Annotated in this window: 23 protein-coding genes and 1 riboswitch; of the genes, 14 read left to right on the forward strand and 9 right to left on the reverse strand. The window is 57.9% G+C overall.

Translation table 11 applies throughout. The annotated features are described in order from the left end of the window. The 6 genes from ACH1XZ_RS05250 to paaY all read left to right on the forward strand — a co-directional run bounded on the left by ACH1XZ_RS05250 (window position 1) and on the right by paaY (window position 6052). Window positions 1-1419, forward strand: a complete 1419-nt coding sequence (locus ACH1XZ_RS05250) for a 3-hydroxyacyl-CoA dehydrogenase (protein WP_395594610.1) — start codon at window positions 1-3, stop codon at window positions 1417-1419. Further along, entirely contained in the window at window positions 1412-1834 is a 423-nt protein-coding gene (gene paaI / locus ACH1XZ_RS05255) for a hydroxyphenylacetyl-CoA thioesterase PaaI (protein ID WP_065356988.1), read from the forward strand. Before ACH1XZ_RS05250 ends, paaI begins: the two co-directional genes overlap by 8 nt. After that, on the forward strand, window positions 1834-3039 hold the full coding sequence (gene pcaF, locus ACH1XZ_RS05260; protein ID WP_395594611.1) for a 3-oxoadipyl-CoA thiolase: 1206 nt from the start codon (window positions 1834-1836) through the stop codon (window positions 3037-3039). Before paaI ends, pcaF begins: the two co-directional genes overlap by 1 nt. A 28-nt stretch (window positions 3040-3067) precedes the next feature. Next, window positions 3068-4384 carry a phenylacetate--CoA ligase PaaK gene (gene paaK / locus ACH1XZ_RS05265; protein WP_395594612.1) on the forward strand — a complete coding sequence of 439 codons (1317 nt, stop codon included), beginning with the start codon at window positions 3068-3070 and terminating at the stop codon, window positions 4382-4384. Between the two features lie 133 nt (window positions 4385-4517). After that, on the forward strand, window positions 4518-5444 hold the full coding sequence (paaX, locus tag ACH1XZ_RS05270; protein ID WP_395594613.1) for a phenylacetic acid degradation operon negative regulatory protein PaaX: 927 nt from the start codon (window positions 4518-4520) through the stop codon (window positions 5442-5444). 11 nt (window positions 5445-5455) lie between these two features. Beyond that, window positions 5456-6052: a phenylacetic acid degradation protein PaaY gene (gene paaY, locus ACH1XZ_RS05275; protein ID WP_395594614.1), complete on the forward strand. Its 597-nt coding sequence runs from the start codon at window positions 5456-5458 to the stop codon at window positions 6050-6052. Window positions 6053-6135: 83 nt separating this feature from the next. On the opposite strand, the gene ACH1XZ_RS05280 is transcribed toward paaY, so the two are convergent. Continuing rightward, on the reverse strand, window positions 6136-7026 hold the full coding sequence (locus ACH1XZ_RS05280) for a LysR family transcriptional regulator (protein WP_395594615.1): 891 nt from the start codon (window positions 7024-7026) through the stop codon (window positions 6136-6138). A gap of 102 nt (window positions 7027-7128) precedes the next feature. Here ACH1XZ_RS05280 and ACH1XZ_RS05285 point away from each other — a divergent pair, with 102 nt between their 5' ends. Both ACH1XZ_RS05285 and pptA read left to right on the forward strand, forming a co-directional pair. Then, window positions 7129-7671, forward strand: coding sequence for an AAA family ATPase (locus ACH1XZ_RS05285; RefSeq protein WP_395594616.1), 543 nt, complete (start codon window positions 7129-7131; stop codon window positions 7669-7671). A 71-nt stretch (window positions 7672-7742) separates the two neighbouring features. After that, window positions 7743-7970 carry a tautomerase PptA gene (gene pptA / locus ACH1XZ_RS05290; protein WP_395594617.1) on the forward strand — a complete coding sequence of 76 codons (228 nt, stop codon included), beginning with the start codon at window positions 7743-7745 and terminating at the stop codon, window positions 7968-7970. A gap of 89 nt (window positions 7971-8059) precedes the next feature. Here the strand turns inward: pptA and ACH1XZ_RS05295 are convergent, their stop codons facing one another. Further along, on the reverse strand, window positions 8060-8641 hold the full coding sequence (locus ACH1XZ_RS05295) for a flavin reductase family protein (protein ID WP_395594618.1): 582 nt from the start codon (window positions 8639-8641) through the stop codon (window positions 8060-8062). Window positions 8642-8854: 213 nt separating this feature from the next. On the opposite strand from ACH1XZ_RS05295, the gene ACH1XZ_RS05300 reads away from it, so the two are divergent. The 5 genes from ACH1XZ_RS05300 to ACH1XZ_RS05320 all read left to right on the forward strand — a co-directional run bounded on the left by ACH1XZ_RS05300 (window position 8855) and on the right by ACH1XZ_RS05320 (window position 14076). Next, the gene (locus ACH1XZ_RS05300) at window positions 8855-9556 is read left to right on the forward strand and encodes an ABC transporter ATP-binding protein (RefSeq protein ID WP_123651900.1); all 702 of its coding nucleotides are present in this window, start codon (window positions 8855-8857) and stop codon (window positions 9554-9556) included. Beyond that, window positions 9553-10512 (forward strand): ABC transporter substrate-binding protein, encoded by a 960-nt coding sequence (locus ACH1XZ_RS05305; protein ID WP_395594619.1) that lies wholly within the window; start codon window positions 9553-9555, stop codon window positions 10510-10512. The genes ACH1XZ_RS05300 and ACH1XZ_RS05305 overlap by 4 nt, the downstream gene beginning before the upstream one ends. Before the next feature lie 98 nt (window positions 10513-10610). Continuing rightward, complete coding sequence (locus tag ACH1XZ_RS05310) at window positions 10611-12263, forward strand: ABC transporter permease (RefSeq protein WP_395594620.1); 1653 nt, start codon at window positions 10611-10613, stop codon at window positions 12261-12263. A 78-nt stretch (window positions 12264-12341) separates the two neighbouring features. Beyond that, window positions 12342-13187: an N-hydroxyarylamine O-acetyltransferase gene (nhoA, locus tag ACH1XZ_RS05315; protein ID WP_395594621.1), complete on the forward strand. Its 846-nt coding sequence runs from the start codon at window positions 12342-12344 to the stop codon at window positions 13185-13187. Window positions 13188-13287: 100 nt separating this feature from the next. Next, window positions 13288-14076 (forward strand): MBL fold metallo-hydrolase, encoded by a 789-nt coding sequence (locus tag ACH1XZ_RS05320; protein ID WP_395594707.1) that lies wholly within the window; start codon window positions 13288-13290, stop codon window positions 14074-14076. 91 nt (window positions 14077-14167) lie between these two features. On the opposite strand, the gene ACH1XZ_RS05325 is transcribed toward ACH1XZ_RS05320, so the two are convergent. From ACH1XZ_RS05325 to ACH1XZ_RS05355, 7 genes are all read right to left on the reverse strand, one after another. Beyond that, on the reverse strand, window positions 14168-15181 hold the full coding sequence (locus ACH1XZ_RS05325; RefSeq protein WP_395594622.1) for a magnesium transporter: 1014 nt from the start codon (window positions 15179-15181) through the stop codon (window positions 14168-14170). Between the two features lie 54 nt (window positions 15182-15235). Beyond that, window positions 15236-15420, reverse strand: a riboswitch (M-box (ykoK) riboswitch). A 270-nt stretch (window positions 15421-15690) separates the two neighbouring features. After that, a complete protein-coding gene (narI, locus tag ACH1XZ_RS05330; RefSeq protein WP_271446983.1) occupies window positions 15691-16371 on the reverse strand; it encodes a respiratory nitrate reductase subunit gamma in 681 nt (226 codons plus the stop codon). Continuing rightward, a complete protein-coding gene (gene narW / locus ACH1XZ_RS05335) occupies window positions 16368-17063 on the reverse strand; it encodes a nitrate reductase molybdenum cofactor assembly chaperone (RefSeq protein ID WP_395594623.1) in 696 nt (231 codons plus the stop codon). The genes narI and narW overlap by 4 nt, the downstream gene beginning before the upstream one ends. Then, window positions 17063-18589 carry a nitrate reductase subunit beta gene (gene narH / locus ACH1XZ_RS05340; RefSeq protein ID WP_395594624.1) on the reverse strand — a complete coding sequence of 509 codons (1527 nt, stop codon included), beginning with the start codon at window positions 18587-18589 and terminating at the stop codon, window positions 17063-17065. Before narH ends, narW begins: the two co-directional genes overlap by 1 nt. Beyond that, window positions 18586-22326, reverse strand: coding sequence for a nitrate reductase subunit alpha (locus ACH1XZ_RS05345; protein WP_395594625.1), 3741 nt, complete (start codon window positions 22324-22326; stop codon window positions 18586-18588). The genes narH and ACH1XZ_RS05345 overlap by 4 nt, the downstream gene beginning before the upstream one ends. Before the next feature lie 137 nt (window positions 22327-22463). Beyond that, window positions 22464-23849: a NarK family nitrate/nitrite MFS transporter gene (locus ACH1XZ_RS05350; protein WP_395594626.1), complete on the reverse strand. Its 1386-nt coding sequence runs from the start codon at window positions 23847-23849 to the stop codon at window positions 22464-22466. 176 nt (window positions 23850-24025) lie between these two features. Next, window positions 24026-24607 carry a TetR family transcriptional regulator gene (locus ACH1XZ_RS05355; protein WP_395594627.1) on the reverse strand — a complete coding sequence of 194 codons (582 nt, stop codon included), beginning with the start codon at window positions 24605-24607 and terminating at the stop codon, window positions 24026-24028. Window positions 24608-24729: 122 nt separating this feature from the next. Here ACH1XZ_RS05355 and ACH1XZ_RS05360 point away from each other — a divergent pair, with 122 nt between their 5' ends. Continuing rightward, window positions 24730-26220, forward strand: a complete 1491-nt coding sequence (locus ACH1XZ_RS05360; protein ID WP_395594628.1) for an MFS transporter — start codon at window positions 24730-24732, stop codon at window positions 26218-26220. Window positions 26221-26295: the final 75 nt, after the last annotated feature.

Here is a 26295-nt window from a genome sequence, read left to right on the forward strand (position 1 = left end):
ATGAGCCAGACTCTTCACACCGTCGCCGTGATAGGCGGCGGCACCATGGGCGCGGGGATTGTTGAGGTAGCGGCCAGCGCCGGACATGCGGTGTTGCTGTACGACATTTCCGCCGAGACGATGACTCGCGCCATCGACGGCATTGCCCAGCGCCTGAACGCCCGCGTTAGCCGCGGCAAAGTCAGCGCCGAGCAGGCACAGGCGCTGCTGGCGCGTATTGCCCCAGCAACCGAATTAGCGCAGCTTGCCGACGCGCAACTGGTGATTGAAGCCGCCTCCGAGCGGCTGGAGATAAAAAAGGCGCTGTTCAGCGAGCTGGCGGAGATTTGCTCCCCCTCAACGCTGCTGACCAGCAACACCTCGTCCATCTCGATTACCGCCATTGCGGCGGGCATCAAGCACCCGGAACGCGTAGCGGGGCTGCACTTCTTTAACCCGGCACCGGTCATGAAACTGGTGGAAGTGGTGAGCGGGCTTGCCACCTCTACGGAAGTGGTCGAGCAGCTTTGCCAGTGCGTGACCGCCTGGGGCAAACAGCCGGTGCGCTGCCGCTCTACGCCGGGCTTTATCGTGAACCGTGTGGCGCGTCCTTATTACGCCGAAGCCTGGCGCGCGCTGGAAGAGCAGGTGGCGTCTGCGGAAGTGATTGATGCCGCACTGCGCGACGGCGGCGGCTTCCCGATGGGGCCGCTGGCGCTGACCGACCTTATCGGCCAGGACGTGAACTTTGCCGTGACCTGTTCGGTATTTAACGCCTTCTGGCAGGACCGCCGTTTTCTGCCATCGCTGCTGCAACAGGAGCTGGCGCTGGCGGGGCGTCTGGGCAAGAAGAGCGGTCACGGCGTCTATCGCTGGCCGGTAGAAAACCAGCCCGAATTGGCGTTGGCTGCGGTTTCTGCTGACCGCGCGGCGAAGATCGTTAAAAGTGACGTTGTCACCGAATTAGACGATGTGCTGCTGCTGGAAACCACCGGGGAAACCGCGCTGGCCTTAAGCGTGCAGCATCAGCGCCCGGTGGTGGTGTATGACCATGCGGCAGGCGATACCGTGGTGCTGGCAGGTGCGCCGACCAACCCGGATTTCGCCACCGACAAAGCGGTGTACTACTTCCAGCAGCAGGGCAAAAAGGTGCTGCGTATTGCCGACTACCCTGGGCTTTTGGTGTGGCGCACGGTGGCCATGCTGGCGAACGAAGCGCTGGATGCGGTGCAAAAAGGCGTCGCTAACGCGGACGATATCGATACCGCGATGCGCTTAGGAGTGAACTACCCGCGCGGTCCGCTGGCCTGGGGTGAATCCCTCGGTTGGAGGCGCGTGCTGCGTCTACTGGAAAACCTACAACAGCACTACGGCGAAGAACGCTATCGCCCCAGTGCGCTGCTGCGCCAGAAAGCGCTGATGGAGATGCGTCATGAGTAATGAAGCCTGGCGCAACGCCCGCGCCATGTACGAAAAAGACACCTGCGCGCAGGCGCTGGGGATTGACATTATTGAGATGGACGACGGCTACGCGCAGATGACGATGACCGTATCGCCCTCGCAGCTAAACGGCCATCAGACCTGCCACGGCGGCCAGCTTTTCACCCTGGCGGATACCGCTTTTGCCTACGCCTGCAACAGCCAGGGGCTGGCGGCGGTGGCCTCGGCGGCCAGCATCGATTTTCTGCGTCCGGCTTTTGCGGGCGAGAAATTAACCGCCACCGCCCGGGTGAAGCAGCAGGGCAAACTGACCGGCGTGTATGACATTGAAATCGTCAACCCGCAGCAAAAAACCGTGGCGCTGTTTCGCGGCAAATCGCACCGCATCGGCGGCACTATTACAGGAGAAGTCTAATGCGTGATGCCTTTATTTGTGACGGTATTCGTACCCCGATTGGCCGCTATGCGGGTGGTCTGGCCGGGGTTCGCGCCGACGATCTGGCGGCGATCCCGTTGCGTGAGCTGTTAAGCCGTAATCCGAAGTTAGATCCAACCTGTATTGATGATGTGATTTTCGGCTGCGCAAACCAGGCCGGGGAAGATAACCGTAACGTCGCACATATGGCAACGTTGCTGGCGGGCTATCCGTACGGCGTTTCCGGCACCACCATTAACCGTCTGTGCGGCTCTGGCCTCGACGCGATTGGCTTCGCCGCGCGGGCTATTAAAGCGGGCGATGCGGACCTGATGATTGCCGGTGGCGTAGAGTCGATGTCCCGCGCACCGTTTGTGATGGGCAAGGCGACCACGCCGTACCAGCGTCAGGCCGAGATGTTCGATACCACTATCGGCTGGCGTTTTGTGAACCCGCTCATGCAGCAACAATTTGGTACTGACAGCATGCCGGAAACGGCAGAGAATGTAGCGGAATTGTTAAACATCAGCCGGGAAGATCAGGACGCCTTTGCTTACCGTAGCCAGCAGCGTACCGCCAAAGCGCAGCGCGACGGCATTCTGGCGCAGGAAATTGTGCCGGTGCAGATTATCGGTAAGAAGGGCACGGTCAGCGCGGTGCGTGAAGATGAGCATCCGCGCGCGGAAACCACACTTGAACAACTGGCCTCGCTGAAAACCCCGTTCCGTAAGGGCGGCGTGGTGACGGCGGGCAACGCGTCCGGCGTGAACGACGGTGCGGCAGCGCTGATTATCGCAAGCCAGCAGCAGGCCGCCGCGCAGGGCTTAACGCCGCGTGCGCGTATTGTCGCCATGGCGACCGCGGGCGTTGAACCGAAGTACATGGGTCTTGGGCCGGTTCCGGCGGTGCGTAAAGTGCTGGAGCGCGCGAGGCTGAATATTAACGATATGGACGTGATTGAGCTGAACGAAGCTTTTGCCGCTCAGGCGCTGGGCGTGCTCAGACAGCTGGGGCTGGCGGACGACGCGGCGCACGTGAATCCCAACGGTGGCGCCATCGCCTTAGGCCATCCGTTAGGTATGAGCGGCGCGCGGCTGGCGCTGGCCGCGACGCTGGAGCTGGAACGACGCAATGGACGCTATGCGCTGTGTACGATGTGTATTGGCGTGGGTCAGGGCATTGCCATGATCCTCGAGCGAGTGTGAGCTAATTGACCTGCGAGTACCCTACAAAATGACAACTACAACAACATTAGATCCGATTGAAACCGCATCGCGTGACGAGTTACAGGCTCTGCAAACCGAGCGCCTGAAGTGGACGCTGAAACACGCCTACGAAAATGTCCCGATGTACCGTCGTAAGTTTGACGCGGCGGGCGTACACCCTGACGATTTTCATGAGCTGAGCGATCTCGCCAAATTTCCCTGCACCACCAAGCAGGATCTGCGCGACAACTATCCGTTCGATACCTTCGCGGTACCGATGGAGCAGGTAGTGCGCATTCACGCGTCGTCCGGGACCACCGGCAAGCCAACCGTCGTTGGCTATACGCAGAACGATATCGATACCTGGGCGAACATCGTCGCCCGTTCGCTGCGCGCTGCGGGCGGCTCGGCGAAGGATAAAATTCACGTGGCCTACGGCTATGGCCTGTTTACCGGCGGCCTGGGCGCGCACTACGGTGCCGAACGCTTAGGGGCGACGGTGATCCCGATGTCCGGCGGCCAGACTGAGAAACAGGCGCAGCTGATCCGTGATTTCAAACCCGATATGATCATGGTGACGCCGTCTTACTGTCTGAACCTGATTGAAGAGCTGGAACGCCAGATGGGCGGCGACGCGCGTGGCTGTTCGCTGCGTACCGGAGTGTTCGGCGCGGAACCGTGGACCACCGGTATGAAGGCGGAGATTGAACGCCGCCTGGGTATTACTGCGCTGGATATCTACGGTCTGTCCGAAGTGATGGGGCCGGGCGTGGCGATGGAATGTATTGAAACCGCCGACGGCCCAACCATCTGGGAAGACCATTTCTTCCCGGAAGTGGTCAACCCGGAAGACGGTACGCCGCTGGCCGACGGCGAACATGGCGAACTGCTGTTCACCACGCTGACCAAAGAAGCGCTGCCGGTGATCCGCTACCGCACCCGCGACCTGACGCGTCTGCTGCCGGGCACCGCCCGCACCATGCGCCGTATGGATCGCATCAGTGGGCGCAGCGACGACATGCTGATTATTCGTGGGGTGAACGTTTTCCCATCGCAGGTGGAAGAAGAGATCCTCAAGATTGAACATCTGGCGCCGCACTACCAGCTGGAAGTCGATCGTCGTGGGCATCTTGATTCACTGTCGATTCGTGTTGAGCTGAAAGAGAGTAGTCTGGTGCTGAGCCACGAGCAGCGCTGCCAGATTTGCCACCACCTGCGTCATCGTATTAAGTCGATGGTCGGCATTTCTACCGACGTCAGCATCGTCAACTGCGGCAGCATTCCACGCTCCGAAGGCAAGGCGTGCCGCGTGTTTGACCTGCGTAAAGCCGCCGCCAACGGTTAAGCAATGTAGCCCGGCCGAGCAACGCGACGCCGGGTTTTTGCATCGCGCCCCCCCGGCGTCACTTCGTTCGGCCGGGCTACAAATTCCTGTGCTATGATTCAAAAAGGACAAAAACAACAACACTATGAATCATATGGAAAAACTCGATAGCTTTATTCAGCAGGCGGTCACCGCGATGCCGATCAGCGGTACCTCGCTGATTGCCTCACTATACGGTGACTGTTTATCTCAGCGTGGCGGGGAAGTCTGGCTTGGCAGCGTGGCGGCGCTGCTGGAAGGGCTGGGCTTTGGTGAACGCTTTGTGCGTACCGCGCTGTTCCGCCTCAACAAAGAAGAGTGGCTGGACGTGGTACGCATCGGCCGCCGCAGTTTCTATCGCCTGAGCGACAAAGGGCTACGCTTGACGCGCCGCGCCGAGAGCAAAATCTATCGCGCCAACGCCCCGGAATGGGACGGCACCTGGCTGCTGCTACTGTCCGAAGGGCTAGAAAAAAACACCCTCGCCGAAGTGAAAAAACAACTTATCTGGCAGGGCTTTGGCGTGCTGGCCCCGAGCCTTTTGGCCTCGCCGTCGCAAAAGCTGGCCGATGTACAGTCACTGCTGCATGAAGCGGGCGTGGCGGAGAACGTTATCTTCTTCGAAGCCCATTCGCCGCTGGCGCTCTCCCGCGCCGCGCTGCGCGAGCGGGTAGAGGAGTGCTGGCATCTAACTGAACAGAACGCCATGTACGAGGCGTTTATCATGCTGTTCCGCCCTTTATTACCGCTGCTGCGCGATGCTGAGGCCGATGAGCTTACGCCGGAACGCTGCTTCCAGATTCGTCTGCTGCTGATCCACTTCTACCGCCGCGTGGTGCTGAAAGATCCGCTGTTGCCGGAAGAGTTGCTGCCCGCCCATTGGCTCGGCCAGACCGCACGCCAGCTCTGTATCAACATCTATCAACGCGTGGCCCCAGGGGCGCAGGCTTTCGTCAGTGAAAAAGGCGAAAGCTCGGTGGGCGAACTGCCCGCGCCGGGGCCGCTCTATTATCAGCGTTTTGGGGGATTACCCGAAGCGTAACAGGAGAAGCCATGCCGATTTATCAGATGGACGGGATGACCCCGGTGGTTCCGACGGAAAGCTACGTTCACCCGACCGCCGTACTCATAGGCGACGTGATCCTTGGCAAAGGGGTTTACGTTGGGCCAAATGCCAGCCTGCGCGGTGATTTTGGGCGCATCGTCGTCAAAGATGGCGCGAATATCCAGGATAACTGCGTGATGCACGGCTTTCCCGGCCAGGATACGGTAGTGGAAGAAAACGGGCATATCGGCCACGGTGCGATCCTTCACGGCTGCGTGATTGGCCGTAATGCGCTGGTCGGCATGAGCGCGGTGATTATCGACGGTGCCACCATTGGTGAGAACAGCATTGTGGGGGCGTGCGCTTTCGTGAAGGCGCGGGCGGAAATGCCCGCCAACCATCTGATTATCGGCAGCCCGGCGAAGGCGATTCGCAGCTTAACCGAGCAAGAGCTTGAGTGGAAAAAGCAGGGCACCCGTGAGTATCAGGTGCTGGTTGAGCGATGCCAGAAGACGCTGGTTGCGGTTGAACCGTTAACTGAAGCCGAGCCGGACAGAAAGCGCCTTGAGTTTGACGAAAACCTGCAGCCTAAATCCGCTATTTAGGCCTGATAAGGCGAAGCCGCCATCAGGCATTGGTGCACATTGCCGGATGGCGGCTTCGCCTTATCCGGCCTACAAGATCGTCGCTACGCGTAGCGCAGCGCTTCCACTAACAGCGCAAACGCAGTGGTGTGCTGGCGGCGGCTTGGGTAATACAGGTAATAACCCGCAAACGGTACACACCAATCGGCCAGCACGTGCTGCAAACGCCCGGCGGCGACGCCTTCGGCTATCGAATCTTCCGGTACGTAGGCAAGCCCTAACCCCGCTTCGACAGCCTCTATACGCTGGGGCAGACAGTTAAGCGTCAACTGCCCCTCAACCCGCACCCGCAGCGGTTCGCCGTCGTGTTCAAACTCCCACGCATAGAGCCCGCCTTTGGTCGGCAGACGTATGTTGATACAGCGGTGCTGCTGCAAATCGTGCGGCGTTTGCGGCACCCCATGACGAGCCAGATAGTCCGGTGAACCGACCACCGCCATGCGCATATCCGGACCGATGCGCACCGCAATCATATCCCGCGCCACCTGTTCCCCTAAGCGGATACCCGCATCAAAGCGCTCGTCGACAATATCCGTCAGCCCGTTATCGACGGTGACCTCAATATTGATATCCGGGTACTGCTGCATAAACGGCTTAATGCGCGGCCAGATAACGGTGTTCATCGAGTGCTCGCCCGCCGTGAGGCGGATATTGCCCGCCGGTCGTTCGCGAGAATCGCGCAGGGCGTCAATCTCTTGCGCAATCTCTTGTAAATGCGGGCTCAGCCGTTGATAGAGCCTTTCGCCCGCCTCGGTAGGCGATACGTTACGAGTGGTGCGCGTTAGCAAGCGCACATCGAGACGGCTTTCCAGATTACGCATCGCATGGCTAAGCGCCGACTGTGATACGCCCAACTGCGCCGCGGCGCGGGTAAAACTGCGCTCGCGCGGCACGACCATAAAAGAGATGAGATCGTTGATGTTGTCTTTAAGCATGGGATGTGGCCATTAATGAATCTGGTTCATAGCCCCAGAAGGATTTTTTTAGTTTAATGTTCGTTGCGTGATATGCAACCCGGGAATGTGAGTGAGAGACCAATGAAAATCAACGTGGTAGGCACTAGCGGCGTAGGTAAGTCGACGCTGGCAAAGCGTCTGGCGACGCTGTTTTCCGTGCCCTATATCGAAATGGATACGCTTTATTGGCGGCGAGACTGGCAGGGCGTAACCGATGAGGAACTCTTTGCCGCGCTGGCGAAAGCAACCGCTGCACCTGGCTGGGTACTGGACGGGAACTACAATCGTAGCCGTCCGGTAAAGTGGCGCGAGGTAGATCTGGTGGTGTGGGTGGACTACGGTTTCTGGCGCACTTTCCGTCAGGCTGTCTGGCGTGCCGCAGGCCGCGCGTGGCGGCAGCAGGAGCTGTGGCCGGGTACCGGAAACCGGGAGAGCTTCCGGCGTTCTTTCTTCAGCCGTGACTCCATCATCCTCTGGACGCTGAAAACCTGGCGGCCAAACCGCGAGCGTTATCTGCGTGATATGGCCGATCCCGCCTGGCAGCATATTCGCTTTGTGCGGCTGCGCAGTCAGCGCGAAACCGAAGCGTTTATCACGCAGTTGCTGGCGGAAAACGTCGCTTAAGCGCACGAAAAGGCAGTGGTTTACGCCTGGCTATGGTAGCTTTATGGCTCTAACCCTAAGGAGTCCTGCAGATGCCACACGTTGATATCAAATGTTTTCCCCGCGACCTGAATGAAGAACAAAAAGCCGCGCTGGCAGCGGACATCACCGAAGTATTAATTCGCCATCTGAACAGCAAAGAAGGTGCCGTTAGCGTTGCCCTGAATCAGGTACAACAGAGCGATTGGCAGCAGGTGTGGGACACCGAGATTGCCCCACATATGGATGAGCTGATTAAAAAACCCGGCTACAGCATGTAGGCCTTCGTAGCCCGGCCAAGCGAAGCGCCGCCGGGAATAGCGCCGAGCCTTCCCGGCGGCGCTTCGCTTGGCCGGGCTACCATTGCTGGTTACTCCTGGGGGGTGTTGGCGCGAATCTGTTTCCCGCTCGCCACAAACGTGCCCGCGCCGAGATGATGCAGCGTATTGCGCTTATCGTCGTCGAAATTCCAGCGTCCGGCAACGAACGCCTGTTCATCCGCCGCAGCACTGACCACTTCACCAAACAACGTATCATACTGCCCGGCGGCGGCCGTTGCTGGTAGCAGTCGGCACTCCATCCACGCCAGACATTTTTCTTCAATCACCGGCAATCCCAGCACCGGACCTTTCACCACCGGAATCCCGTAGGCGTTGAATTTATCCTCATCACGCCCGCTGATGCTGCCAACAGCATAGGTCCAACTGGCGGCGGCAACGCTCGGTACCACGATGCCGAAGGTACCGTTACGCTCAATAATCTCCCGTGACCAGGCGCTTTTATCCACCACGATGGCGATACGCGGCGGCTCAAACTCTACCGGCATTGACCAGGCAGCGGCCATCACGTTGCGGCGCTGTGAGTCGACGTCGAAGCTGGTGATGAGGATTGTGGGGCCGTGATTGAGCAGGCGGCTGGCGTGATGAAGTTCAACGGGGCGAAAACGGCTCATAGGGATTTCCTGAATAGTAGGATGCAATTTAGCTACACACTAAATCGCAATAAAAGCGTAATCAATACGTCATATCACCTGCCTATAGTCGCCAGCACTAAGTCCCAAAGAGGATAACAATATGTTGGCTCCCCTGATGTTTATGCAGGTGAGCGCGGCCCGTCGAATTTCGATCACGGGTGAAGCATCGCTTTCCATTTGGGGAGGGCGAAAATGCGCGCGCTAACTGGCATTCGGCTCGACGGCGTTTCCTTCGCTTTCGGCGCCACCACCGTTCTTAATCACATCAACCTGCAGATCGATGCGGGCAGCATCGTGGCATTGCTTGGGCCTTCCGGCTGCGGCAAAAGCACGTTACTGCGCCTGCTGGCAGGGCTCACCGTTCCCGCTGAAGGTGAAATCCATTTCGGCGACCGTCTGATTGCCAGACCCGGCTGGGGGCTACCGCCCGAGCAGCGGGATATCGGCATGGTATTCCAGGACTACGCGTTGTGGCCGCATATGACCGCCGCTGAAAACGTCGCCTTTCCGCTAAGAATGCGCGGCGTGGCCCGCGATGAGCGGACGCGTCGGGTCAACGATGCGCTGGCAATGGTCGGGCTTTCTGGCTTCGGCGAACGTAAGCCTTCCGGACTCTCCGGCGGACAGCAGCAGCGCGTGGCGCTGGCAAGGGCGATCGTCGCCGAACCACGGGTATTGCTGTTTGATGAACCGCTTTCCAACCTCGATAGCGAACTGCGTGAATCGTTATGTCTGGAGATGAGCCGGCTGCTGCGCCAGCTCGGTATCACCGCCGTCTACGTCACTCACGACCGCCGTGAGGCAGAGCTGTTGGCTGACCGAATTGTGCACCTTTCTGCGGGCAGCATTGCTGCTGTTCGCACCGTTGCTTCTACCTCAGGGGAACTTGTATGAAATCCGTTAAAAAAGGCGTTGCGCTCGCGATGATGTTATCCGCTTCGATGATTTCCAGCGCCCATGCGCTGACCGTATACACCGCAGGCCCTGGTTCGCTGGCAAAGAATCTGGCGAGCGGCTATGAAAAGAAAACCGGCGTGAAGGTGAATATCTTCCAGGCCACCACCGGCAAGGTGATGGCGCGTCTGGAGGCCGAGCAGGCTAACCCGCAGGCAGACGTGCTGATTTCCGCCTCGTGGGACACTGCTGAAGACTTGCACGGCCGCGGCTGGCTGCTGCCGTACCAGAGCGGGAATGCCGATAAGGTTCCCGCGGCGCTGAAATCTGCCGACTACGTGGCGCAGGGTATTTCAGCGTTGGGGATTGTCTGGAACACCAAAAGCGGTACCCCGGAGCCGAAAGAGTGGCGCGACCTGACCGAAGCGGCGTTTAAAGACAAAGTCACCACCCCGGACCCGGCGCTTTCCGGTGCTTCGCTTGATTTGCTGATCGGGTTAAAAAACGGCATGGGTGATAAAGCCTGGGCGCTGTTTGATGAACTGAAAAAGAACGGCATGGTGGTGAGCGGGCCGAACGCGCAGGCGGTAACACCGGTGATGCAGGGGGCGAAAGCAGCGGTATTTGGTGCAGTGGACTATGTCTCCTACGGCAATATCGACCAGGGTGAATCGTTGAAGGTGATTTTCCCGGCGAGCGGTACGGTGATTGCGCCGCGCCCGATGATGATCCTCAAATCGACCCAACATGCGGATGAGGCGAAAGCCTTTGTCGACTACGTATTGTCGCCGGAAGGTCAGGCAATGGTGGCCGATGCGTGGCTGATGCCCGCGCGAAGCGACGTTCCAGCGAAACGTCCGTTGCTGAACGACCTGAAGGTGCTGCCAACCACCAGCGACGGTAGCAGCGAGCGCAGCGCCGTTCTGGCTCGGTTTAACACGTTGTTCGGGCAGTAAATTTCCGTAGCCCGGCTGAGCGAAGCGACGCCGGGAGTTAGCATGGTGCACAATCCCGGCGGCGCTTCGCTTGGCCGGGCTACGATCTGGAACTTCGGGTGAAACAAAAATCCCTCTCCATAGTTACCCTCATCGCGCTGGTGGTGCTGGTGGCGTTACCGCTCTTTTTTATCCTGTTACAGGCTATTTTTCCACAGTTCAGCGCCGGTTCGCTGCAGAAGCCGTTTAGTGGAATCTCTGCTTTGCTAAGCGATCCGCAGCTGATGCCGATGCTGGGCGGTACTTTGTGGATTGCCTGCGGCGTGGCGCTGATGAGCGTGATTATCGGCCTGCCGCTCGGCGTGCTGCGCGGGCTGTTTAACCTGCCGCTGCCGAAGCTGTGGGATCTGCTGTTTTTAATTCCGTTTCTCACGCCGCCGTATATCGCCGCGCTGTCCTGGATGTTGGTACTCCAGCATAACGGTTACTTGCAGCAGCTAACCGGTTGGGATCTTAACGATCTGCTGTTTAGCCGCACCGGGATCGTACTGGTGATGACCCTGAATATCTTCCCGGTGGTCTATTTTGCCGTCTCACGCAGCCTGCTGGCGAGCGGGCAGCGGCTGGCTATCGTGGCGCGGGTTCATGGGGCGAGCGCTTGGCGGGCATTCTGGCACGTTACGCTGCCGATGCTTTCCCCGGCGTTGGCGGCGGGGATGCTGCTGGCCTTTACTCTGGCGATTGAAGAGTACGGCGTGCCCGCGGCGCTGGGCTCACGGGCGGGCGTGGTGATGCTGACCGTGGGTATTGAGAAAAAGCTCGCGGACTGGCCTATCGACCTCACCGGTGCGTCGCTGCTGTCGGTGCTACTGATTACCGTAGCGCTACTGGCCTGGTGGCTGCAAAAACGGCTGACGGGAACCACGGAGGTCACCAGCGTTACTGGAAAACCCGGTGAGAACAGCGGGGCGTCGCTCGGCGTTATGACGCTGCCCGCGCTGTTGATCATGGGAGGCGTAGGCGGGCTGGCGGTGCTGCTCCCCGGCGCGTCGATGGTCGCAACTAGCCTGATGGGGACGCTCTCCGGCGGGTTAAACATGAACAACTTTACGTTGAAGCATTTTAGCGCGCTGTTCGCGCAGCAGGGCGACGCGCTGTCGGCGCTGGGCACCAGTTTATCGCTGGCGCTGGCCTCGGCGCTGATTGTCGGCCTGCTCGGGCTGGTGGCGGCCTGGCTTGTGCTGGTACAAAAAATCAAAGGCAGCGCGCTGATTGATGCGCTCTCGCTGATGCCCGCCGCGCTGCCGGGAGTGGTGGTGGGCGTCGGGCTCATTCTGCTGTGGAATCAGCCGTTCTGGCCGGTCTCACCCTACAATACGTGGTTTATGCTGCTGCTCTCTTATTGCTGCCTGCTGCTGCCGTGGCCGGTGCGCTATGTCGGCAGCGCGCTGCGTCAGCTGGGGAATAACCTGGAACCGGCGGCACGCGTACACGGTGCGTCATCGTGGCAGGCGCTACGGCTGATTGTACTGCCGCTGGTGTTTCCGGCGCTGCTGGCGGCGATGCTGATGGTCTTTGCGGTGGCCTCCCGCGAGCTGGTGACTTCACTGCTGCTGGCACCCGCGGGAACGCAGACCGTGGCGGTGTTTATCTGGCGGCAGTTTGAGCAGGGTTCGGTCGGTCAGGGGATGGCGATGGCGAGCCTGACGCTGTTCGTCGGGCTGGCATTAATGCTGACCGCGCTGGGGTTAATGCAGCGAAGTACACGGTAGGTTAACCGATCGCACAAATCGGTCAGTGGACGGGACAAAATAGGTTATAAAGAACGGATACCAACGCTGGAGGCTTTTATGACCCCTTTTTTAAGCGCCTATTTTGCTCGTCTCGGTTGGACGGGAACCCCCGACGTATCGATTGAGACATTGCGCAGTTTGCATATCCACCACAACAGCGCCATTCCGTTCGAGAACCTTGACGTGCTGTTGCCGCGCGAGATGCACCTCGACGATCAATCACTAGAAGATAAGCTGGTTCACGCGCGTCGTGGCGGCTACTGCTTTGAACAAAACGGTCTGTTTGAGCGCGTGCTGCGTGAACTCGGTTTCCACGTGCGCAGCCTGTTGGGGCGCGTGGTGCTGGCACATCCGCCGCAGATGCCTCCGCGTACACATCGTCTGCTGCTGGTGGACGTTGACGGCGAGCGCTGGATTGCTGACGTTGGTTTCGGCGGCCAGACGCTGACCGCGCCAATCAAGTTGTTAGCGGATATCACCCAAACCACGCCGCACGGCGACTACCGTCTGCTGTATGAAAACCAGGAATGGATTTTACAGTTCAGCCACCACGATCACTGGCAGTCTATGTATCACTTCGATTTAGGCCGTCAGTACGCGTCAGATTACGTGATGGGTAACTTCTGGTCGGCACACTGGCCGCAGTCGCATTTCCGTCACCATCTGCTGATGTGTCGCCATCTGCCGGACGGTGGCAAAATGACGCTGACCAACTTCCACTTCACCCACTGGGATAAACACCATGTGGTCGAGAAGATTGATTTCCCGGACGTGCCCACGCTGTACGAAGCGCTGCAAACCCGCTTCGGGCTTGGTGTCAGCGATCCGAAATACGGTTTTAGCGTTAGCGAACTGGCGGCCATCATGGCGGCATTCGACACCCACCCCGAAGCCGGAAAATAACCCGTAGCCCGGCCAAGCGAAGCGCCGCCGGGAAGTAGCACAGAGCTAAACCCCGGCGGCGCTTCGCTTGGCCGGGCTACAAAATTTCAGGGATGAGATGATGGCATTAACGGTCCGTGTACTACTTGAAAACCAACTGGCTCGCGGCGCTGATAGCGGGCTGAGAGCCAAAGCGGGATTAAGTCTGCTGCTCGAGGATGAAAGTACCTCGATTCTTTTCGACACCGGCCCAGACGACAGCTTCCAGCACAATGCCGCACAGATGGGTCTTTCGCTGGACAATCTCACGGCGACGGTGCTTTCACACGGTCATTACGATCACTGTGGCGGCGTGCCCTGGCTGCCGGATAACAGCCGCATTATTTGTCACCCGACCATCGGCAATGAGCGTTATGCCGCGCTGAACGTGGCGGGGCGCAGCCATAAAATCAAAAAGCTTTCTCTGGAGATTGATTACGCTCGCCATCGTATGGAATACACCCGCACGCCGCTGCACATTAGCAACCGTTTTATCTGGTCAGGGGAAATAGCCGTTGAGCGTCCCAAAGCCTACGGCGTGACCGGCGATAAAACGGATTACGTGATTGATGAGGGCGTGTTGATTTACCTGTCTGAGCGAGGCTTAGTGATTATTACCGGCTGCGGGCATCGCGGGATTATCAACATTGTGCGGCACTGCCAGCAGATCACCGGCATCGACAAGGTTCACGCGATTATCGGCGGTTTTCATCTACGCTGCGCTTCACCGCGCACGCTCTGGCAAGTCCGGCAGTTTTTACAGCAGCTCAAGCCCGATAAGGTAATGGGCTGCCACTGCACCGGTGCCTGGGGCAAGCTGTGGCTGCCGGAGATTATCTCCCCGTCAACCGGTGACACCTTCACCCTGTAGCCCGGCCAAGCGAAGCGCCGCCGGGAATGTGCACGCTGCCAACCCCCGGCGGCGCTTCGCTTGGCCGGGCTACGGAATGGGAGGCTGCGGGTTAATTTAGTCCTAAGAAATGCTGGGCGATTTTGAAATAGATTATTAGCCCGGTGCCGTCAATTAGCGTGGCGATAAACGGGGCGGAGACCACCGCCGGGTCGATGCCGACGCGTTTGATAACCAGCGGGATCACCGACGAAACTATCGCACTCCAGATAGTGACGCACACCAGCGTCAGGCTGACGATAAAGGTGATTTCCGGACCAATGCCCATTATCCACGCCCGCAGGCAGCCTGCCGCGCCGAGCGTGATAGCAACCAGCATCGCCGTCGACATCTCTTTACGCAGAATACGTCCTAAATCCCGCAGACCGATTTCGCCCAGCGCCATGGCGCGCACCAGCGTGGAGGTGATCTGCGTGCCGCTGTTGCCCCCGGTGCCAATCAGCAGCGGGATAAAGAACGCCAGCGCAATGGCGGATTCCAGCGCCTCTTCAAAGTGCTGGATCACGGTGCTGGTGTAGGCTTCGGCGATAAACAACAGCAGCAGCCAGACGGCGCGCTTTTTCCACAGCGTGACCGGGCTTATCTCCAGATACGGTTTTTCAAGCGGCAACGTCGCCCCCTGAAGCTGCGCGTCTTCGGTGATCTCATCCGCTAACAGTTGGTCTATCTCTTTTTCATTCAGGCAGCCGATAAGCTTGCCGTTTTCAATCACCGGCAGCAGCGTCAGACGGTGCTTTTCGATAAGACCCGCCGCCACGTCACGGGTATCGTCCGGGCCGACATGGAATAGGGTGGTAGTCATCAACTGCGTGACCGGCTGATTATCATCGGACGCCTGGAGCAACGTGCGAGTCGATAATATTCCACGCAGATTGTCGCCGGAAACCACGAATACGGCGCAGGGGAAATGATCGTCATTTAATTGTCGCAGGAACATCTCGCGCGCTTCTTTTACGCTGAGGGGTTCCGGCAGCGAAATAAACGTTTTCGACATGTAGCTTGCAATATTATCGCCCGTTACTGGAGCAGTTGGGTAGTGCGGCGCAGTGGCATGAATATAAGACATCAAAATGTTCCCTATAGAAATTCTATATAGGGCGAACAAAACAGGAAAAGCTGAGAAAAATCCCTACGTCCCGGTTTTAGCACTGAACAACGTATCTGCACGGCCTTTGAGCCGTCAGAAGTTATCTTGGCAACACCTTGATTCGATGGATGCCTGTATTTCCCTGTGATGGTCTCTCTCGATACCACCAGGGCGATAACTTATGTTTATTCAGGAGCCTCGCCATAACAAGATTATTAATTACGATGCTGAGTGAATTTATATTTTCCATATGCCGCCAGGCACGGTGGTAAATTCAACGAGCGTAATATATCGCGTTATTACTTATTGTGGCGATGAAAGGTAAAGTGGTTGAGATTAGGTTTACTATTTTTTTGTGGCATAAAAAACCCGGCGTCGCGATGCTCGGCCGGGTTAGATGTAGGCCTGATAAGCGAAGCGCCATCAGGCATTTGGTGCTGGTTGCCGGATGGCGGCGATGCCTTATCCGGCCTACAGGGGCCGAGTTGCTATCGGCGGGAACGGACCACCTGATAACGTCGAGTCAGGTATTCCACTGGCGCGCTCCAGACGTGCACCAGACGGGTGAACGGGAACAGCAGGAAGATGGTCATGCCGAGTACCAGATGCACGCGGTAAACCCAGGCCACGCCGTCCAGATGTGCAGAGGCGCCGCCGTGGAAGGTGACTACGGCCTGCGCCCAGTCGACCAGTTTCAGCATTTCGCTGCCGTCCGGGTGCTGCGCGGAGAACGGAATGGTGCTCAGGCCGAGGCAGCACTGGATCAGCAAGATGCTGAGGATCAGAATATCCGCCGTCGATGAGGTGGCGCGAATGCGCGGATTGAACAGACGACGAATCAGCAGGCCAGCGCCGCCGACCAGCGTCATCACCCCGCAGGCACCGCCAAGGATCATCGCCATCAGCTGTTTCTGCGACAGCGGCAGCCAGGATTCATACACCCAGTGCGGCGTTAGCATACCGAAGAAGTGGCCGAAGAAGATCCCCAGAATCCCGACGTGGAACAGGTTGGACCAAATCACCATCCCGCGCTTGTCGAGCATCTGGCTGGAAGAGGCGCGCCAGGTGTACTGACCGTAGTCGTAGCGCAGCCAACTGCCTAGCAGGAACACCGTGCCGCAGAGGTAAGGGTAAATGTCGTAAAAGAAGACGTTGAGGTACTGTATCATTTCGGGCCTCCCGCACGGACGTCCACGTACTGTGGCGCCACGTCCTGGCTAAAGCGTCGTTGATAGCTTTGCAGCGGGGAACTGTCGCAGGCGGTGGCGTTATCTTCGATAAACTTCACCTGTTCCTCTTCCCAGACCGCATCCAGCGCCTGGCGGGTATCGTCTCGCGCTTCACCCGCCACCTGTTTTGTGACACTGTCACTTGATAATGATGTTTTAGCCAGCGCCAGCAGGGTATCGAACAGCTGATACCACGGTGCCTGACGCTGTTTCAGTCGACCGCCAATCAGCGCCAGAATCGGTGCGACGTTTTGCAGACCTTCCTGCGCCTGATCCTGTGGCAGAATGCTGAGATACTCAAGATAGAGCGGCAGATGGTCAGGCAGCTCGCGGCAGTCGAGCTGCAAACCGGCTTGTTCATACTGCGACATGAGCTCAACCATGGCCTGACCACGATCGCGAGATTCCGCATGTACATGCTCAAACAGCATGAGCGATGTCGCGCGACCGCGCTCGAAAATCTCGCACCATTCGGCCTGCTTATCGAGCAGCGAGGCCGCCAGGTGCTGTTCAAGGAATGGTCGCAGCGCCGGGGCGTCGCTGTCGATTAATGCAAACAGCTCATCCTTGTTGTCCCAGCTGAGCTCATCGGGATACTCCAGCAGCAGCCCGATTATTTTCAGGACTCGCATCAGTTTTTCTCCCCGATATTGATGGCGTCGATACGGTGGCTGTTAAACAGGTTGAACTTGGTGTCCGACCCGTGACAGCCGTCGCCGAAGGTGAAGCCGCAGCCCTTACTTTCCGGGAAGGCATCTTCCGCCATTTCGCGGTGGCTGGTGGGGATCACGAAGCGGTCTTCGTAGTTGGCGATCGCCAGGTAGCGGTACATCTCTTCAACCTGTTCCACGCTTAAGCCGACCTCTTCAATCGCGCGGGTATCGGTCACGCCCTCAACGGTCTGAGAACGTTTGTAGTGACGCATCGCCATCATACGTTTCAGCGCGCGCAGCACCGGGCCGGTATCGCCCGCGCTGAGCATGTTCGCCAGGTACTGTACCGGAATGCGCAGGCTTTCCACCGCGGGCAGAATACTGTCGGTTTTTGGCAGGGCTCCAGCATCGGCAACGGACTGAATCGGTGACAGCGGCGGCACGTACCAGACCATCGGCAGGGTGCGGTATTCCGGATGCAGCGGCAGCGCCAGCTTCCAGTCCATCGCCATTTTGTACACTGGTGAACGCTGGGCAGCGTCCAGCGTGTTCTGAGTAATGCCCTGTTTCAGCGCCTCTTCAATTACCGCCGGGTCGTGCGGGTCGAGGAATACATCACACTGACGCTCGTAGAGATCGGTTTCGTGCTCGGTGCTGGCGGCTTCTTCAATGCGGTCGGCGTCATACAGCAGCACGCCAAGGTAGCGAATACGGCCTACACAGGTTTCTGAACAGACGGTGGGCTGGCCGGATTCAATGCGCGGGTAGCAGAAGATGCATTTTTCTGACTTGCCGCTCTTCCAGTTGAAGTAGATTTTTTTGTACGGGCAGCCGGTGATGCACATACGCCAGCCGCGGCACTTGTCCTGGTCAATCAGCACAATGCCGTCTTCTTCACGCTTGTAAATCGCGCCGCTCGGGCAGGTGGCGACACAGCTTGGGTTCAGACAGTGTTCGCACAGACGCGGCAGATACATCATGAAGGTGTTTTCGAACTGCCCGTACATCTCTTTTTGCATCGCCGCAAAGTTCTGGTCGTGGGCGCGTTTTTCAAACTCGCCGCCGAGCAGCTCTTCCCAGTTCGGGCCCCACTCAATTTTGTTCATCCGCTGGCCGCTAATCAGCGAGCGTGGGCGGGCGGTCGGCAGGTTTTTGCCTTCCGGCGCGTTGTGCAGGTGCTGGTAGTCGTAGGTGAACGGTTCGTAGTAATCGTCAATGCCTGGAATAAGCGGGTTGGCGAAGATTTTCGACAGCACGCCCAGACGGCCACCCATGCGCGGGGTGAGTTTCCCGCTGATGCCGCGCACCCAGCCGCCTTGCCATTTCTCCTGGTTTTCCCAGTCTTTCGGGAAGCCGATGCCCGGTTTGGTCTCGACGTTGTTAAACCACGCGTATTCCATCCCTTCACGGCTGCTCCAGACGTTCTTACAGGTCACGGAGCAGGTGTGGCAGCCAATGCATTTATCAAGGTTTAAAACCATCCCAACCTGTGAGCGTATCTTCATTTTGCTGCCTCCTGAACCTGGTCATTGCCTTCATCATCCAGCCAATTAATATTTTTCATTTTGCGAATCATAATGAACTCATCACGGTTCGAACCGACCGTTCCGTAGTAGTTGAAGCTATAGGCAAGCTGCGCATAGCCGCCGATCATGTGGGTGGGTTTCGGGCAGATACGGGTGACCGAGTTATGAATGCCCCCGCGTCGTCCGGTGACCTCCGAGCCTGGGATGTTCATGATGCGTTCCTGGGCGTGGTACATCATGGTCATGCCCGGCGGTACGCGCTGGCTCACGACCGCGCGGGCAGTGAGCGCGCCGTTGGCGTTGAACGCTTCAATCCAGTCGTTATCGGCGATCCCCAGTTCTTTGGCATCGGTTTCGCTCAGCCAGACGATAGGCCCACCGCGCGACAGCGTCAGCATCAGCAGGTTTTCGCTATAGGTAGAGTGAATGCCCCATTTCTGGTGGGGCGTCAGGAAGTTCAGCGCTTTTTCCGGGAAACCGTTTGGCGGAATGTCCTTCATGTGGCTGACGCTGCGGGTGTCGATGGGTGGACGATAGGCCACCAGGCTCTCGCCGAAATCGCGCATCCACGGGTGATCCTGATACAGCGACTGGCGGCCCGATACGGTGCGCCACGGGATCAGCTCGTGTACGTTGGTGTAGCCCGCGTTATAGGAGACGTGTTCATCTTCAAGGCCGGACCAGGTCGGGCTGGAGATAATTTTGCGCGGCTGTGCCTGAATATCGCGGAAGCGAATCTTCTCGTCTTCTTTGTTGGTCGCCAGATGGGTATGGTTGAGGCCGGTAAACTCGCCCAGCGCTTCCCAGGCTTTTACCGCCACCTGACCGTTAGTTTCCGGTGCCAGGGTGAGGATCACCTCGGCGGCATCAATGGCCGTTTCAATGCACGGGCGGCCTTTCGCCGGGCCGTCGAGCTTGACGTAGTTGAGCTTGCCGAGGAAGTCGATTTCCGGTTGGGTTTTCCAGCCGATACCTTTACCGCCGTTGCCGAGTTTGTCCATCAATGGGCCAAGCGAGGTAAAGCGCTCGTAGGTGGCGGGATAATCACGTTCGACCGCGATAATGTTCGGCGCGGTTTTGCCTGGGATCAGGTCACATTCGCCTTTGCGCCAGTTCTGAATGGCAAACGGCTGCGCCAGTTCCGCCGGGGAGTCATGCTGTAGCGGTTGCAGTACTACATCGGTTTCAACGCCGAGATGGTCTTTACAGATTTCCGAAAACGCTTTGGCGATGCCTTTGTAGATTTCCCAGTCGCTTTTCGACTCCCACGCCGGGTCAACGGCGGCAGAGAGCGGGTGAATGAACGGGTGCATATCCGAGGTGTTCATATCGTCTTTTTCGTACCAGGTGGCGGTCGGCAGGACGATATCGGAGAACAGGCAGGTACTGGACATACGGAAGTCGAGTGTCACCAGCAGGTCAAGCTTGCCCTCAATGGCGGCGGTCTGCCATTCCACTTCTTCCGGTTTGACGTCGTCAGTCGAGCCAAGATCGTCGCCCTGAATCCCGCTGTCGGCACCGAGCAGGTACTTCAGCATGTATTCGTGGCCTTTACCGGAAGAACCCAGCAGGTTGGAGCGCCAGATAAACAGGTTACGCGGGTGGTTTGCGCCGTTGTCCGGCTGCTCGCTGGCAAAACGGATATCGCCAGATTTCAGCCCCTGAACGGTGTACTCCTGCGGCGTCATGCCTGCCGCTTCAGCTTTCGCCTTCACGGTCAGCGGGTTGAGGTTGAGCTGCGGTGCGGACGGCAGCCAGCCCATACGTTCAGCGCGGACGTTAAAGTCGATAAGATGACCGGTATACTTTTTCGGGTCGGCCAGCGGTGAGAGTAGTTCCTGCGCGGTCAGCTTCTCATAGCGCCACTGGCTGGCGTGGTTGTAGAAGTAGGAGGTGCTGTTCATCTGGCGCGGCGGACGGTTCCAGTCCAGCGCGAAGGCCAGCGGCAGCCAGCCGGTTTGCGGACGCAGCTTCTCCTGGCCCACGTAGTGCGCCCAGCCGCCGCCGCTCTGACCAACACAGCCGCAGAACACCAGCATGTTGATCATCCCACGGTAGTTCATGTCCATGTGGTACCAGTGGTTGACCCCGGCACCAAGGATGATCATCGAACGGCCGTGCGTTTTGTGCGCGGTGTCGGCGAACTCCAGGGCAATCTTTTCGATGTTGTGGCGCGATACGCCGGTTATCTGCTCGCCCCAGGCCGGGGTGTAGGCTTTTACTTCATCGAAGCTTTTCGCCGCCAGATCATCGTCCAGACCACGGTCAAGGCCGTAGTTCGCCAGCACCAGATCATAGACGCTCACCACCAGACGGCTGCTGCCGTCGGCGAAGGTCAGCTGTTTTGCCGGCAGCTTACGCACCAGAATTGGGTCTTGTTTGACGCTGCGGAAGTGTGGGTTTTCGTTGCCGCCAAAGTAGGGGAACGCCACGCCAGCGACGGTATCGCGGTTATCCAGCAGCGATAGCGTCAGCTCGGTCTCTTTACCGGCGGCCAGCGATTCGAGATTCCATTTGCCTTTTTCACCCCAGCGGAAGCCGATTGAGCCGTTAGGCACCACCAGTTCGCCGTCGCGGTTGTAGGCCACGGTTTTCCATTCCGGGTTGTTGGCTTCGCCCAGCCCATCCACCAGGTCCGACGCACGCAGCATCCGGCCTGGGGTATACGAACCATCGTCGCGGCTGTCGAGCATCACCAGCATCGGCATGTCGGTGTAGCGGCGGCAGTAGTTGATGAAGTATTCGCTTGGGTTATCGAGATGGAAGGCTTTGAGGATCACGTGACCCATGGCCATCGCCAGTGCGCTGTCGGTACCCTGTTTTGGTGCCAGCCACTGGTCGCTGAGTTTGGCGACTTCCGAGAAATCCGGGGTGATGGCGACGGTTTTAGTGCCTTTGTAGCGCACCTCGGTAAAGAAGTGGGCGTCCGGCGTACGGGTCTGCGGTACGTTGGAGCCCCAGGCGATGATATAGCTGGAGTTGTACCAGTCGGCGGATTCCGGCACGTCGGTCTGCTCGCCCCAGGTCATTGGTGACGCGGGCGGTAAGTCGCAGTACCAGTCGTAGAAGCTCAAGCAGGTGCCGCCAATCAAGGAGAGATAACGGGTACCGGCGGCGTAAGAGACCATCGACATTGCCGGGATAGGCGAGAAGCCCGCCACGCGGTCGGGGCCGTACTTTTTAATTGTCCAGACGTTGGCGGCGGCAATGAGTTGATTAAGCTCTTTCCACGACGAACGCACAAAGCCGCCTTTACCGCGGGCCTGTTTGTAGCTCTGGGTCTTTTCCGGATCTTTCATGATGCTATCCCAGGCCACCATTGGGTCCGGGTGCTCGGCGAGGGCGTCACGCCACAGTTCAATCAGCTTTTTGCGCGCCAGCGGGTATTTCAGACGGTTGGCGCTGTAGAGATACCAGGAGTAGCTGGCACCGCGCGGGCAGCCGCGAGGCTCATGGTTTGGCAGGTCAGGGCGGGTGCGGGGATAGTCGGTCTGTTGGGTTTCCCAGGTGACCAGCCCATTTTTAACGTAGATCTTCCAGCTGCATGAGCCCGTACAGTTCACCCCGTGCGTGGAGCGAACGATTTTGTCGAATTGCCAGCGCTGACGATAGCTGTCTTCCCAGTCACGGTTGTTGTCATAGACCTGTCCGTGACCGTTGGCAAAGGTCTCGCCTTTCTGCTTAAAGTAGCGAAAGCGATCCAGTAATTTACTCATGACATTTCTCCTGCTTCGATAATGTTCGGCATCGTGCCTTTGCCGGATGGCAACGCTAACGCGTTTTATCCGGCCTACAAGACCGCTCGACCCCGTAGGCCGGATAAGGCGTTAGCCGCCATCCGGCTCGTTTCTCGTTATTTTTTTGTCGGTGTGCGGCGGCCATAGACCAGCCACGTCACCAGCACGCACACGACGTAGAAGACAAAGAACACTTTCATGGCGCCCACCGGCGAACCGGTCATGGCTAAAGAGGTGCCGAAGGCTTTCGGAATGAAAAAGCCGCCGACCGCGCCGATGGCGGAGATAAAGCCAAGCGCTGCGGCGGTATCGGTTACCGCTTCGTGCTGGGCTTCTTCATCGCTGCCGCCGCGTTTTTTCACGCTGTCGAGGGTGATTTGACGGAAAATCACCGCGATCATCTGGAAGGTGGAGCCGCTACCGAGACCGGCGGTGAGGAACAGGCCCATAAACACCACGTAGAAAGCGACGAAGCTGCCGGAACCGCTGCCCGGCAACGTCAGGAACAGCAGGCCGGTAAAGACCGCCATCAGCACGAAGTTCACCAGCGTCACCTTCACGCCGCCGAGACGATCGGAAATCACACCGCCGAACGAACGTGCCAGCGCGCCGATAAACGGCCCGAAGAAAGCGAGTTTGAGAATGTTAACGTCCGGGAACTGGGTTTTCGCCAACATGGCAAAGCCGGCGGAGAAGCCGATGAATGAGCCGAAGGTCGCCAGATAAAGCAGGCTCAGTAGCCACATGTGCGGGCGTTTCAGTACCGGAAGCTGGTCGCGTACCGAGGCTTTTGAGCTGGCGATATCGTTCATCCCCACCCAGGCCGCTATGGTGGCGATAATCAATAAAGGCACCCAGATAATGGCGGCGTTGGACAGCGACAGGATAGAGCCGTCTTCTTGCGGTACGCCGTGAACGCCAATAAAGGTGAAGATCGGCAGGAAGATCACCGCGGGCGCCACCATCTGCATCACGCTGACGCCGAGGTTACCGAGCCCACCGTTAATACCGAGCGCGCTGCCTTGCTTCGCTTTCGGGAAGAAGAAGCTGATGTTGCCCATACTGGAAGCAAAGTTGGCCCCAGCGAAACCGCACAGCAGTGCGATGATGATAAATACTTCGTAAGGAGTAGAGGTGTTTTGAATGGCAATGCCCAACCAGATGCACGGCACCACCAGAATTACCGTACTTAACACCGTCCATTTCCGCCCACCCAAAATGGGTACCATAAAGGAGTAGGGCACGCGTAATATGGCACCAGAAAGTGAAGGTAACGCGGTTAATAAAAAGAGCTGGTCGGTAGTGAAATTAAAACCAACTTTATTGAGATTCACCGCAACGGCACTAAATAACATCCAGACGCAGAAGGCGAGTAATAAACAAGCAACGGAAATCCATAGATTCCGCCTTGCAATTGATTTTCCTTTATTCTCCCAGAAGCCGGGATTCTCAGGTTTCCATTCTTTTAGAAGATAATGATTCTCTTTCTCATTGCTTGCCATATAATCCTCGAGGAACGAGTCATAAAAAAGAAACAAAGGAAAAACAGCGAGGTAGGTGGGGAGGGTTATTATTGTCAGGCCGTTTTATCTCTTTATCGTTGAAGAATAGATAAAAAAAACGCGTTGTAAGAAAACGCGCTGTGAATAAAACGTTGTTAATTGTTACTAAATGTAAATTAAATGGGGTTGAGCTCTAGCGTAATATAATGTTGTATATAGCGATTGAAAATTTCATCACTTATTTCCGCCATCCCTAGCGCATAAATTCCATCCAGTCCACACACTAATGCAATTAATCGCCACGCAATATTCTCCGCGCTATCTATTGGCCGGAATTCATTCGCTTGCGTCCCGCGCAAAATGAGCGATACGGTTTCTTTATGCCACATATCCATCGTGAGCAGATACGCCCCCTTTATTTCGCTATCGCTGTCCGCCAGCAGCTGCGCTTCACGCCACAGGCGTATATAGGGTTCGAGTCGACCGTCGTCACTGCCGAGCATAGAAAACAGACGTTCATGCCAGTTTGCGTCGTCCGCTACCAGAGGCATATCGAGCATTTCGCGGATCAGCCTGACGAAGGCGAGGGATTTGAGTTCACCAATAGAGGTGAAGTGGTGATGGACCTGACCGCTGGATACGCCGGCAACGCTGGCAATGTTGCGTACGGTCATGGCGTTAAATCCTCCGTTTAGTGCCACTTGCATGGCCGTTTTAAGGATCGCTTCGCGTCGTTCTTCTCGGGTTAAATAGTTCATTTTTCTTCGTTTAAGTAGGGTTTAGCTGAGAATAACAAAAAATTGGACATGCGTTCAACAATCCGGCAGGATCCGTTTCCTGGACGTACGTCCAACAAATTAACGATGTGAGGAATGGAAGAATGTCACGCCAATGGTTAACGCTCATGGCTATCCTGATGGTCTATATCCCGGTGGCAATTGATGCCACCGTGCTGCACGTGGCTGCGCCGACGCTGAGCGTTGCGCTGGGCACCAGCGGCAATGAGCTGCTGTGGATAATCGATATCTATTCACTGGTGATGGCCGGAATGGTGCTGCCGATGGGGGCGCTCGGCGATAAAATTGGTTTTAAACACCTGTTGCTGCTGGGAAGCGGGATCTTTGGTCTGGCTTCGCTGGCGGCGGCATTTTCACCGACCGCGATGACGCTGATTGCTTCCCGTGCGCTGCTGGCGATTGGTGCGGCGATGATCGTTCCGGCAACGCTTGCCGGGATCCGCACGACCTTTGCCGAAGCCCGTCACCGTAATATGGCGCTGGGGCTGTGGGCAGCCGTGGGCTCCGGCGGCGCGGCGTTTGGACCGCTGGTGGGCGGTCTGCTGCTTGAGCACTTCTATTGGGGCTCGGTGTTTCTGATAAACGTCCCGATTGTGCTGGTGGTCATTGCCATTAATGCCCGAGTGGTGCCGCGTCAGCCTGCCCGACGCGAACAGCCGCTTAATCTTTTCCAGGCGCTGGTGCTGATTGCCGCCATCCTGATGCTGGTATTTAGCGCTAAATCGGCGCTGAAAGGGCAGCTCGCGCTGTGGCTGGTCACAATGGTCGCGATTGCCGGTGCCGGAATGCTGTACTGGTTTGTCCGCAAACAGCTCTCCGCCACGCGCCCGATGGTCGATATGCGCCTCTTTACCCATCGCATTATCTTAAGCGGAGTAATGATGGCGATGACGGCGCTGATAACCCTGGTCGGTTTTGAGTTGCTGATGGCGCAGGAGTTGCAGTTTGTGCACGGCAAAACGCCGTTTGAAGCCGGGCTGTTTATGCTGCCGGTGATGGTGGCGAGCGGCTTTAGTGGGCCGATTGCCGGGATGCTGGTCTCTAAGCTTGGGCTGCGTGAAGTGGCGACCGGCGGGATGTTGTTAAGCGCGCTGAGCTTTATTGGCCTGTCGATGATTGATTTCAGCACCCAGCAGTGGCTGGCATGGGGGCTGATGACGCTGCTGGGCTTTAGCGTGGCCAGCGCGCTGCTGGCCTCTAGTTCCGCGATTATGGCGGCAGCGCCGAAAGAGAAAGCGGCGGCGGCAGGGGCGATTGAAACCATGGCCTACGAGCTGGGCGCGGGGCTGGGTATTGCGCTGTTCGGCCTGATTCTGACCCGCAGCTACACCTCGTCGATTGTGTTACCCGCAGGGATAGACGGCGCGGCGGCCGAGCAGGCGGCTTCGTCGATTAGCGAAGCCATTAAGCTGGCGCAGTCGATGCCCGCTATACCGGCACAAAGCCTGATTGAGGCGGCAAAAACGGCGTTTATCAACTCGCACAGCATCGTGCTGGCGACGGCGGGGGTATTGCTTCTGCTGCTGGCCGCCGGTATCTGGCGCAGCCTGGCGAAGGTGCCGAATCCGGCATAATCTGCCAATCAGCCAGCCGTGCTCTCTCTGGTGGGTGTGTACATTATTGAACATTTGCACTACAATCGTTATTAA

Origin of the sequence: Kluyvera chengduensis (assembly GCF_044197065.1) — a bacterium.
In the GTDB taxonomy this organism is placed as follows: Bacteria; Pseudomonadota; Gammaproteobacteria; order Enterobacterales; family Enterobacteriaceae; genus Kluyvera; species Kluyvera ascorbata_C.

Bases quoted from the DNA above. Each gene is read 5' to 3' on its own strand.
- ACH1XZ_RS05250 (WP_395594610.1), top strand. From the start codon at position 1: ATGAGCCAGACTCTTCACACCGTCGCCGTGATAGGCGGCGGCACCATG.
- paaI (WP_065356988.1), top strand. From the start codon at position 1,412: ATGAGTAATGAAGCCTGGCGCAACGCCCGCGCCATGTACGAAAAAGAC.
- pcaF (WP_395594611.1), top strand. From the start codon at position 1,834: ATGCGTGATGCCTTTATTTGTGACGGTATTCGTACCCCGATTGGCCGC.
- paaK (WP_395594612.1), top strand. From the start codon at position 3,068: ATGACAACTACAACAACATTAGATCCGATTGAAACCGCATCGCGTGAC.
- paaX (WP_395594613.1), top strand. From the start codon at position 4,518: ATGGAAAAACTCGATAGCTTTATTCAGCAGGCGGTCACCGCGATGCCG.
- paaY (WP_395594614.1), top strand. From the start codon at position 5,456: ATGCCGATTTATCAGATGGACGGGATGACCCCGGTGGTTCCGACGGAA.
- ACH1XZ_RS05280 (WP_395594615.1), bottom strand. From the start codon at position 7,026: ATGCTTAAAGACAACATCAACGATCTCATCTCTTTTATGGTCGTGCCG.
- ACH1XZ_RS05285 (WP_395594616.1), top strand. From the start codon at position 7,129: ATGAAAATCAACGTGGTAGGCACTAGCGGCGTAGGTAAGTCGACGCTG.
- pptA (WP_395594617.1), top strand. From the start codon at position 7,743: ATGCCACACGTTGATATCAAATGTTTTCCCCGCGACCTGAATGAAGAA.
- ACH1XZ_RS05295 (WP_395594618.1), bottom strand. From the start codon at position 8,641: ATGAGCCGTTTTCGCCCCGTTGAACTTCATCACGCCAGCCGCCTGCTC.
- ACH1XZ_RS05300 (WP_123651900.1), top strand. From the start codon at position 8,855: ATGCGCGCGCTAACTGGCATTCGGCTCGACGGCGTTTCCTTCGCTTTC.
- ACH1XZ_RS05305 (WP_395594619.1), top strand. From the start codon at position 9,553: ATGAAATCCGTTAAAAAAGGCGTTGCGCTCGCGATGATGTTATCCGCT.
- nhoA (WP_395594621.1), top strand. From the start codon at position 12,342: ATGACCCCTTTTTTAAGCGCCTATTTTGCTCGTCTCGGTTGGACGGGA.
- ACH1XZ_RS05320 (WP_395594707.1), top strand. From the start codon at position 13,288: ATGGCATTAACGGTCCGTGTACTACTTGAAAACCAACTGGCTCGCGGC.
- ACH1XZ_RS05325 (WP_395594622.1), bottom strand. From the start codon at position 15,181: ATGTCTTATATTCATGCCACTGCGCCGCACTACCCAACTGCTCCAGTA.
- narI (WP_271446983.1), bottom strand. From the start codon at position 16,371: ATGATACAGTACCTCAACGTCTTCTTTTACGACATTTACCCTTACCTC.
- narW (WP_395594623.1), bottom strand. From the start codon at position 17,063: ATGCGAGTCCTGAAAATAATCGGGCTGCTGCTGGAGTATCCCGATGAG.
- narH (WP_395594624.1), bottom strand. From the start codon at position 18,589: ATGAAGATACGCTCACAGGTTGGGATGGTTTTAAACCTTGATAAATGC.
- ACH1XZ_RS05345 (WP_395594625.1), bottom strand. From the start codon at position 22,326: ATGAGTAAATTACTGGATCGCTTTCGCTACTTTAAGCAGAAAGGCGAG.
- ACH1XZ_RS05350 (WP_395594626.1), bottom strand. From the start codon at position 23,849: ATGGCAAGCAATGAGAAAGAGAATCATTATCTTCTAAAAGAATGGAAA.
- ACH1XZ_RS05355 (WP_395594627.1), bottom strand. From the start codon at position 24,607: ATGAACTATTTAACCCGAGAAGAACGACGCGAAGCGATCCTTAAAACG.
- ACH1XZ_RS05360 (WP_395594628.1), top strand. From the start codon at position 24,730: ATGTCACGCCAATGGTTAACGCTCATGGCTATCCTGATGGTCTATATC.